Below are 8,622 nucleotides of genomic sequence, written 5' to 3'. Positions count from 1 at the left end.
GCAAAGAACTTTTAAAAATGGCTGGGGTACTAGGATTCGAACCTAGGGATGGCGAGATCAAAACCCGCTGCCTTACCGCTTGGCGATACCCCAACTAGAGATGGTGGCTATGACGGGATTCGAACCTGTGACCCCCGCATTATGAGTGCGATGCTCTAACCAACTGAGCTACATAGCCAACCTTGCTTCCGGTGAGTCGTTACCTCGTCACCGTGCGGGCCGAATTATGCGTATCTGGCTCTGGGGCGTCAACCCTTTTTTTGCCAGAAAAACGCAATTTGAGTGCGTTTGACCAGTTATTGGTCTCTGTTGCGCAAAAGCCCAACAATCTGGTTTTTTTTAAGACATTGCCATGATTGCCCGAGCAATGGCAGATAAAAAACAGGCCAGCAAATGCTGGCCTGTCATGGGATTAGACGTTGAACAGGAAGTTCATGATATCGCCATCTTTGACGATGTAATCTTTCCCTTCAGCGCGCATCTTGCCCGCTTCCTTGGCGCCTTGCTCACCCTTGTAGTTGATAAAGTCTTCAAAGGCGATGGTTTGGGCGCGAATAAAGCCTTTTTCAAAGTCAGTGTGGATCTTGCCAGCCGCTTGCGGGGCAGTGGCACCGACCGGAATAGTCCAGGCGCGTACCTCTTTCACACCGGCGGTGAAGTAGGTCTGCAGGTTGAGCAGCTGGTAGCCGGAGCGGATAACGCGGTTCAGGCCCGGCTCTTCGATGCCAAGGTCAGCCATGAACTCGGCGCGATCTTCATCGTCCAGTTCGGCTATGTCGGCTTCGATGGCGCAGCAGACCACCACCACGACCGCGTTCTCGGCGGCGGCGATTTCACGCACCTTGTCCAGATAGGGGTTGTTCTCGAAGCCATCTTCCGCCACGTTGGCGATATACATGGTGGGTTTCAGGGTCAGGAAGTTGAGGTGGCTCACGGCGGCCAGCTCTTCTTTATCCAGCTTCATGCCGCGGATCATCTGGCCGTTTTCCAGCGCAACCTTGATCTTCTCAAGCACTTCCACTTCCAGCTTGGCATCCTTGTCGCCGCCTTTGGCGCGCTTGGACTGACGGTGAATGGCGCGCTCGCAGGCGTCCAGATCCGACAGGGCCAGCTCGGTGTTGATCACTTCGATATCGTCAGCGGGAGAGACCTTGCCGGCAACGTGAATGATGTTTTCGTCGTCGAAGCAGCGCACTACATGGCCGATCGCTTCGGTTTCACGGATGTTGGCCAGGAACTGGTTACCCAGACCTTCACCCTTGGAGGCACCGGCAACCAGACCGGCGATGTCGACGAATTCCATGGTGGTCGGCACAACGCGCTGCGGATTGATGATGGCAGCCAGCTGATCGAGGCGGGGATCCGGCATCGGCACCACACCTGTGTTCGGCTCGATGGTGCAGAACGGGAAGTTGGCGGCTTCGATACCGGCCTTGGTCAGCGCGTTGAACAGGGTGGATTTGCCTACATTGGGCAGGCCCACGATACCGCATTTAAAACCCATGGATTGTTACCTTACTTGATGGATGCTGTTGGGGGTCGCCCGCAGGCGGCCCATGTCATGCTTGTTCTGGTCGTTGCTCATGTACCGGCACAATGCCCGTACAGGGTCAAACCGACCTAACCCTTTTCAGCCTTGAAGCTGTGCAAGCGATTCATGGCCTTGGTCATATCTTGTTTGAACAGGATGTCGGTGGCGCGCAGAGACTCGTCCAGCGCGGCGTCGATCAGGTTCTGTTCACTGCTGGGGGCCTTGGTCAGGACGAAGCTAGCCACCTGCTCTTTGCTGCCGGGATGGCCGATCCCGAGACGCAGCCGGAAGAAGTTATTGTTGTTGCCCATCTTGGCGATGATGTCCTTGAGGCCGTTATGGCCACCGTGACCACCACCTTGCTTGAACTTGGCGATGCCCGGCGGCAGATCCAGTTCGTCATGGGCCACCAGCATCGCTTCCGGCTCAATCTGATAAAAACGCGCCAGTGCGGCCACCGCCTTGCCGGAGAGGTTCATATAAGTGTTCGGGATGAGCAGCCGCACATCCTGCCCCTCGACCAGGATGCGGGCAGTATGGCCGAAGAACTTGGGTTCTTCACGCAGGCTGACATTGTGCCAGCGGGCCAGTTGCTCCACATACCAGGCGCCCGCGTTGTGGCGGGTCTTGGCATATTCCGGGCCGGGGTTGCCCAGTCCGACGATCAGTTTGATTTCGCTTGTCACGCTTGATGTCTTCACTCGCAGCTGCCATGGGCACACTACCCAGGGCAATAGGACGCAATATTCTAGCCGCCGAGTGGCGATCACTCAACCAATGCGCATGTTATGGCGGGATTTGCAGCATTATTGCGGCCAATGGGTGGCTAACGGTGGGCAAACGGGCCTCTTGCAAGAGGCCCGTTTCAGTTTACCGATGGATTGTGCCCGGTTGACTACCGTCGTTATTTGATACGCAGCAGGGTGACGGTCTCTTCATCCAGTGCGGTCAGGGTGGGACGGGCATCGCGTACATACTCCACGAAAGAGGCTGCATCGGTGCCGCAATCCACGCCGCTGGCTTTGCAATCGAGGGGCTGGCCCGGGGCATAGACGGCGCCGAGCAGTTCACCGTTCTGTGCCACCTTCAGCACCGGGAAGGCGGTCAGCTTGCCATTGACGCTGGCGATATCGACCCGCTCGCTCTTCTGACGCTGGGCATTGGCCAGTGCCTGCCAGCCATCGTTGCCGTTGGCGCTGTAGGCGTTCATCACCACCCGATAGTGCTGGCTATCCACCAGATCTTGCCACTCGCCGCTTGCGGTCTTGCGCTGCAATTGGGTCAGGGTGCCCGCTTTGCCTGCGTCGGTCTCCTGGAAGGTGTAACGCAGGTGGCCGCCATAGGGGAACTTGCCGGCATGGGCGCTGGCGGGCAGGGTGGCGGTGATGGTCTCGGTCAGCAGGGCGCGCACCTCGGCGCCAGTCAGGGTCAGCACCGAGAGCTGGTTCTTGAACGGCAGCAGGGTGAGGGCACTATCCCCCTCGCGCCATTCGCCAGCGGGCAGGTCGGCGCGCACGCCGCCCACCGCAACCAGAGAAAAATCGACCGGGCCACCGGTCAGGGCCTGAACGGCCGGGGTATTGGCCCAGTAGAACTCCCCTTCGGCAACCAGCGGCGCGACATCTGAGCCGTGGTTGTCGCTGCCGTTGTCGCCGGGGCGACGGGCATTTTGCAGTTGCTCGGGGATGGTACCGATCACCGGGCCGTAGGCTTGCTCCAGCGCCGGTTTGTAGTGGCTGTCGATGATGCCGCGCAGGCGCGGATCTTCATCCACGGTCACCAGATTGGGCTGGTTGTCGACAAACAGGCTCGCCTCTTTGCTCCGGGCGTCGTCGAGCGCTTGCTTGCGCGCCGCATCGGCGAAGAAGTCGCGGCTGGCCAGCAGGCTGTTGTGGCCCTGGCAGTCGGTCACCTGACCTAGGCTGTCAAAGGTCACCTGTGCCAGACCGATGGCCTGGGCGTAGGAGCCCGCCTGCACCACGCAGGTTTTGCCGATGCCATCCGGATTGGTCACCAGCTTGGCGTAATCGCCGGTCTTGCCCCAGCCGATATTGCGAAAATCGCCGAGCAGGCTGTGGGAGTGGCCGCCGACGATGGCATCGAGGCCGTTTACCTTGGCCGCCAGTGCCAGATCCCGCTCGTTGCCGATGTGGGTGAGCGCCACGATCTGATGGATCCCCTTGGCTTGCAGCATGTCGACCGTGGCCTGAGCCGAGGCGACCTCCTTGCCAAAGCGCAGCTTGCCGACGTTGGGGGCGATATTGCCCATGTCTTCCAGTACCAGACCGATGACGGCGACCAGCTGTTTGCCTTGTGGCAGGTTGTCGAGATCGGTGACCGGGCTCTTCTGGTTGCCGTCAAAGGCGTAGACCACGAAGGGCTTGAGGTTGTCAGCCTTGCTGAGGGCCGGATCGGCCTTGGTGTCGAGGTTGGCGGCCAGCACCGGGAAGTTGACCCCCTCGATGAAGCGGGCCAGCTTCTGATTATCCAGGTCGAACTCGTGGTTGCCCAGCGCCATGGCATCGAGGCCGAACTGGCTCAGCAACTCGGCGTTGGCCATCCCCTCGTTGAGCTTGAAGTAGCCGCTGCCCTGCCAGGCATCACCGCCGTGCAGCAGCAGCAAGGGCTGGTTCTTGGCCAGCGCATCGGCCTGATAGGCTTTCGCCATGGTCAGCAGCCGCGGGTAACCGCCAAAGCGGGTATAGAGGGTGTCCGTCTCCCCCTCCTGGGCAAAGATCTGCCCTTTGATCTCCGCATTGACCGGATCAAACTGGGAGTGGGTGTCGTTCATGTGAGCCAGAGTCAGCACGAAGGGCGGGTTCTCTTTGGCGGGCTGACAGGCGAACAGAGCGGAGGTGAGGGTCGCGAGCAGGAGGGGACGCAAGCAATTCATGGGTAAATCCTTAAGCCTGCCGGGGGCAGGGTCGTACCAGATAGCAGAAAGTTGGAAAGAGAAGGTCCAGAAAGACGAAAACCGCCTGATGGCGGTTTTCGTTATTGCTGAATCTATCAATGCTCAAACATGGCAGAGATGGACTCTTCGTTGCTGATGCGACGAATGGCTTCGGCCAGTACAGTTGACAGCGTCAGCTGCTTGACCTTGCCGACCGCTTTCATCTCCGCAGTGAGCGGGATGGAGTCGGTGATGATCAGTTCATCGATCACGGAGTTCTTGATGTTCTCGACGGCGGAACCGGAGAAGACCGGGTGGGTAGCGTAAGCGAATACACGCTTGGCACCGCGCTCTTTCAGGGCCTCTGCGGCTTTGCACAGGGTGCCGCCGGTGTCGATCATGTCATCAACGATGATGCAGTCGCGGCCGGCAACGTCACCGATCAGGTGCATGACCTGGGAGACGTTCGGGCGGGGACGGCGCTTGTCGATGATGGCGATGTCGGTGTCATCCAGCAGCTTGGCGATGGCGCGGGCACGCACGACGCCACCGATGTCCGGGGAGACAACGACAGGAGACTCGAGGTTCTTGGACTTCATGTCTTCCAGCAGCACCGGGCTACCGAACACGTTGTCTACCGGAACGTCGAAGAAACCTTGAATTTGCTCGGCATGCAGGTCAACGGTCAGCACGCGATCCACACCGACGCTGGAGAGGAAGTCAGCGACAACCTTGGCGGTGATGGGTACACGGGCGGAGCGGACGCGGCGGTCCTGACGGGCATAACCAAAGTAGGGGATAACGGCAGTGATACGGCCAGCTGAAGCACGACGCAGAGCATCCACCATGACGATCAATTCCATCAAATTGTCGTTGGTCGGGGCACAGGTGGATTGAATGATGAAGATATCGCCACCACGTACATTCTCATTGATCTGTACGCTGATCTCGCCGTCGCTAAAGCGACCTACGGCAGCATTGCCGAGTTTGATAAACAGGCGATCTGCGATCTTCTGGGCTAGTTCCGGCGTTGCGTTACCAGCAAACAGCTTCATGTCAGGCACGGTTTGAAACCTCGGGGTTGCATCCAGTATGTGGGGGAGTCTGAAATCAGACCCTATCGTTTTGGGGCAAACGATTTATCAAGATAACGTACAAGGTGTCTGCTGCCCAATGATTGTGATGATACCGGTAACCCGAATCCGTGGCCGAGTGCAAAACCGGCCACATTAATCATCATCAATACCGTTCGGTAAAATTGGCTGGGGTACTAGGATTCGAACCTAGGAATGGCGAGATCAAAACCCGCTGCCTTACCGCTTGGCGATACCCCAATCATTTGAACTGTTGCAATGTGGAGAAGAGAGGTGATATGTTCTCGCCCTTGGCGACAAACCCATCAAGTCCCTTCGGCACGCAGGCCAACACTTCCCGAGCAGTCACTTCGTCTTCAAATTGAGCAAAGACGCAGGCTCCTGTGCCCGTCATTCTTGACGGCGCGTATTCTAGCAACCAGCCGAGCGCATTGGCAACCTCGGGGTGGCGCTTTTTCACCAGTGATTCGCAATCGTTTTTCCACTCGCCTTCCAGCAGGTTGTCCAGCGCCATTTTTGGCGTGGCTCTCGGCAGGTCCGGATCCTGGAATACGGCCGCGGTCGCTACATGGCAATCGGGCTTGAGCACCAGATACCAGGCATCGGGCAGTTCGACCGGTTGCAGCCGCTCGCCTACTCCTTCGGCAAAGGCCGCCTTGCCACGGACAAACACCGGCACATCGGCCCCCAGCTGTACGCCGAGCGCTGCCAGTTCATCTTCACTCAAACCCGCTTGCCAGAGGTGGTTAAGCGCCACCAGCGTGGTCGCTGCATCGGATGAACCGCCGCCAATACCGCCCCCCATGGGCAGCACTTTCTCCAGCCGGATATGGGCCCCTTGCGGGCTCGGCAGGGTTGTTTGCAGCAGGCGCGCCGCCCGGATAATCAGATTCTGCTCATCCGGCACCCCGGGAATGGCCGGGCTCAGGGTGAGAGTGTCGCTATTCGGTATCACTTCAAACTCGAGCCAGTCGCTGTGGTTGAGGAAGATAAACAGGGTCTGCAGCTCGTGATAGCCATCGGGACGACGGCCATTGACGTGTAGAAACAGGTTGAGTTTGGCCGGTGCCGGCCAGCGTGTGGAAGCCATTAACGTGCAAGAGTCCATTGGTTGATCTGAAGCTTGAGGCGGCTGTTCTGGCCGGTCATGGTCAGCTGGTGCGGCAGGCGGTAGCCATCCTGATCCCGATAATCGCCATAGACGATCTGCCACTGGCCGTCGCGCACGCTGGCCAGACTGCTGTCGGGGTTGAGTTCAAACTCCGCCTGACCTGGCAGCCCCTTGATCCACTCTGGCAATCCCGCAACCGGAATATTCCAGCCGGTCAGTTGATAGATGAGCGCTTCGGCATCCTGGCTCTGGTGGCGATTGCCGTCGCTGTCGAGCAGGGTGATCTCTCCCTTGCTGCGGGAGAGCTCCAGAATGCTGGTGCCAATCAGGCTGGTGAGGTTGAGGCGATAATCCTCCCCATCCTGCTGCCAGTTGAGACGGGCGCTGCCCTTTTGCTGTGGCGTGATGATGGCCATCTTGCCGGATAGCTGCCAGTGGGTCAGCTGCTCGAGACGGGTCCGCTCCTGGTTCCAGTTCACCTGGTCACGCTGGGGCTGGGTGGTGGCACAACCGGCCAGCAACAGCAGGCAGGTGAGGGTAAAAATACGTAGCAGCAAGAGACGGCTCCAGAGAGAGGAATTTGCCACAGTATACGGGGCGGCCGTATTGCTTTTAAAGACTTACCCTTTCTCGTACAATTGGCAGCCTTTGCACCCAGCGTATGAAATGATCGTCGCCCACTCATGAGTTTGCTTGCCCTCGGAATCAACCACAACACCGCCAGTGTCGCCTTGCGGGAACGGGTCGCCTTTGGCCCTGACTGCATCGATCGCGCCTTGCGTGAGCTGGTGAGCCAACCCGGTGTCAGCGAGGCGGTGATCGTCTCCACCTGCAACCGGACCGAACTCTATTGCAATCTGGAGGAGGAGCGGCAGGAGCAAGTGCTGCGCTGGCTGCAGCAGTTCCACGGGTTGGACGCGGCCGAACTGGTCACTGCCATCTATCAGCATCACGATGAAGAGGCGGTGCGCCACCTGATGCGGGTGGCGTGCGGGCTCGACTCGCTGGTGCTGGGGGAGCCGCAGATCCTGGGGCAGATCAAGCAATCCTACGCTCACGCCCAGCAGGCGGAGTCGGTGAAGGGGGCGCTGGAGCGGCTGTTCCAGAAATCCTTCTCGGTGGCGAAAAGAGTGCGTACCGATACCGAGATTGGCGCCAGTGCCGTGTCGGTGGCCTTTGCCGCCGTCAGTCTGGGTCGGCGGATCTTCTCCGATCTCTCCCAGACCAAGGTATTGCTGGTCGGGGCGGGGGAGACCATTGAACTGGTGGCCCGTCACCTGCGCGAGCAGAGCGTCACCAAGATGATGGTGGCCAACCGCACCTTGCAGCGCGCCCAGACCCTGGCAGCCGAATTCGGTGCCCAGGTGATGACGCTCGAAGAGATCCCCGACTATCTGCACGAGGCGGATATTGTCATCAGCTCGACCGCCAGCCCACTGCCCATCATCGGCAAGGGGATGGTGGAGCGCGCGCTGAAGGCCCGCCGCTTCAAACCCATGTTTCTGGTGGATATTGCCGTGCCGCGCGACATCGAAGCCGAAGTCGATGAGCTCTCCGATGCCTATCTCTACACGGTGGATGATTTGCAGGGGATCATCGAGCAGAACCTCGAAACCCGTAAACGGGCTGCCGCACAGGCGGAAGTGATCGTGCAGGAAGAGCGCGACGAGTTTATGGGCTGGTATCGCGGCCAGAGCTCGGTCGATCTCATTCGCGATTACCGCCATCAGTCACAGCAAGTGGCTGATGAAGAGTTGCAACGGGCCCTGCTGGCATTGGCGCAGGGCGAGAGTGCCGAACAGGCGCTCAAGGCGATGGCCCATCGCCTCACCAACAAATTGATCCACGCGCCGACCCAGGCGTTGCGCCAGGCTGCCTCCCAGGGGGATCAGAGCGAGCTCTCCCGCTTGCGGCAGGCGCTGGGGTTGTCACAAGAGCCATAATTTTCGGGCAACCTGCCGGTTGTCCCGTCCTCCATTGAGAATGCAAGAGT

At 59.3% G+C, this 8,622-nt stretch carries 7 protein-coding genes and 3 tRNA genes; 1 reads left to right on the top strand and 9 read right to left on the bottom strand.

From position 1 onward, the window contains the following. Positions 1-18 precede the first annotated feature (18 nt). The 9 genes from AB5Z09_RS04550 to lolB all read right to left on the bottom strand — a co-directional run bounded on the left by AB5Z09_RS04550 (position 19) and on the right by lolB (position 7,186). Positions 19-93: transfer RNA gene (locus AB5Z09_RS04550), tRNA-Gln, on the bottom strand. An 8-nt stretch (positions 94-101) separates the two neighbouring features. Further along, positions 102-178: transfer RNA gene (locus tag AB5Z09_RS04545), tRNA-Met, on the bottom strand. Between the two features lie 234 nt (positions 179-412). Then, positions 413-1,504, bottom strand: coding sequence for a redox-regulated ATPase YchF (ychF, locus tag AB5Z09_RS04540; protein ID WP_005353921.1), 1,092 nt, complete (start codon positions 1,502-1,504; stop codon positions 413-415). Positions 1,505-1,620: 116 nt separating this feature from the next. After that, positions 1,621-2,217 (bottom strand): aminoacyl-tRNA hydrolase, encoded by a 597-nt coding sequence (pth, locus tag AB5Z09_RS04535; RefSeq protein WP_368194727.1) that lies wholly within the window; start codon positions 2,215-2,217, stop codon positions 1,621-1,623. 218 nt (positions 2,218-2,435) lie between these two features. Further along, on the bottom strand, positions 2,436-4,424 hold the full coding sequence (locus tag AB5Z09_RS04530) for a bifunctional UDP-sugar hydrolase/5'-nucleotidase (RefSeq protein ID WP_368194726.1): 1,989 nt from the start codon (positions 4,422-4,424) through the stop codon (positions 2,436-2,438). A 116-nt stretch (positions 4,425-4,540) separates the two neighbouring features. Then, positions 4,541-5,488, bottom strand: a complete 948-nt coding sequence (locus AB5Z09_RS04525) for a ribose-phosphate pyrophosphokinase (protein WP_005343846.1) — start codon at positions 5,486-5,488, stop codon at positions 4,541-4,543. A gap of 195 nt (positions 5,489-5,683) precedes the next feature. Further along, a tRNA-Gln gene (locus AB5Z09_RS04520) sits at positions 5,684-5,758 on the bottom strand. 1 nt (position 5,759) lies between these two features. Next, positions 5,760-6,608: a 4-(cytidine 5'-diphospho)-2-C-methyl-D-erythritol kinase gene (gene ispE, locus AB5Z09_RS04515; protein WP_005362211.1), complete on the bottom strand. Its 849-nt coding sequence runs from the start codon at positions 6,606-6,608 to the stop codon at positions 5,760-5,762. Next, the gene (gene lolB / locus AB5Z09_RS04510; RefSeq protein WP_005353907.1) at positions 6,608-7,186 is read right to left on the bottom strand and encodes a lipoprotein insertase outer membrane protein LolB; all 579 of its coding nucleotides are present in this window, start codon (positions 7,184-7,186) and stop codon (positions 6,608-6,610) included. The genes ispE and lolB overlap by 1 nt, the downstream gene beginning before the upstream one ends. Before the next feature lie 126 nt (positions 7,187-7,312). Here lolB and hemA point away from each other — a divergent pair, with 126 nt between their 5' ends. Beyond that, positions 7,313-8,572, top strand: coding sequence for a glutamyl-tRNA reductase (hemA, locus tag AB5Z09_RS04505; RefSeq protein WP_120415613.1), 1,260 nt, complete (start codon positions 7,313-7,315; stop codon positions 8,570-8,572). The last annotated feature ends 50 nt before the right edge of the window (positions 8,573-8,622 follow it).

The sequence above is a fragment of the Aeromonas sp. R2-2 genome (assembly GCF_040908355.1).
Classification (GTDB): Bacteria; Pseudomonadota; Gammaproteobacteria; order Enterobacterales; family Aeromonadaceae; genus Aeromonas; species Aeromonas veronii.
This window is presented reverse-complemented; position numbering and strand designations above follow the sequence as displayed.

Bases quoted from the DNA above. Each gene is read 5' to 3' on its own strand.
- ychF (WP_005353921.1), bottom strand. From the start codon at position 1,504: ATGGGTTTTAAATGCGGTATCGTGGGCCTGCCCAATGTAGGCAAATCC.
- AB5Z09_RS04530 (WP_368194726.1), bottom strand. From the start codon at position 4,424: ATGAATTGCTTGCGTCCCCTCCTGCTCGCGACCCTCACCTCCGCTCTG.
- ispE (WP_005362211.1), bottom strand. From the start codon at position 6,608: ATGGCTTCCACACGCTGGCCGGCACCGGCCAAACTCAACCTGTTTCTA.
- hemA (WP_120415613.1), top strand. From the start codon at position 7,313: ATGAGTTTGCTTGCCCTCGGAATCAACCACAACACCGCCAGTGTCGCC.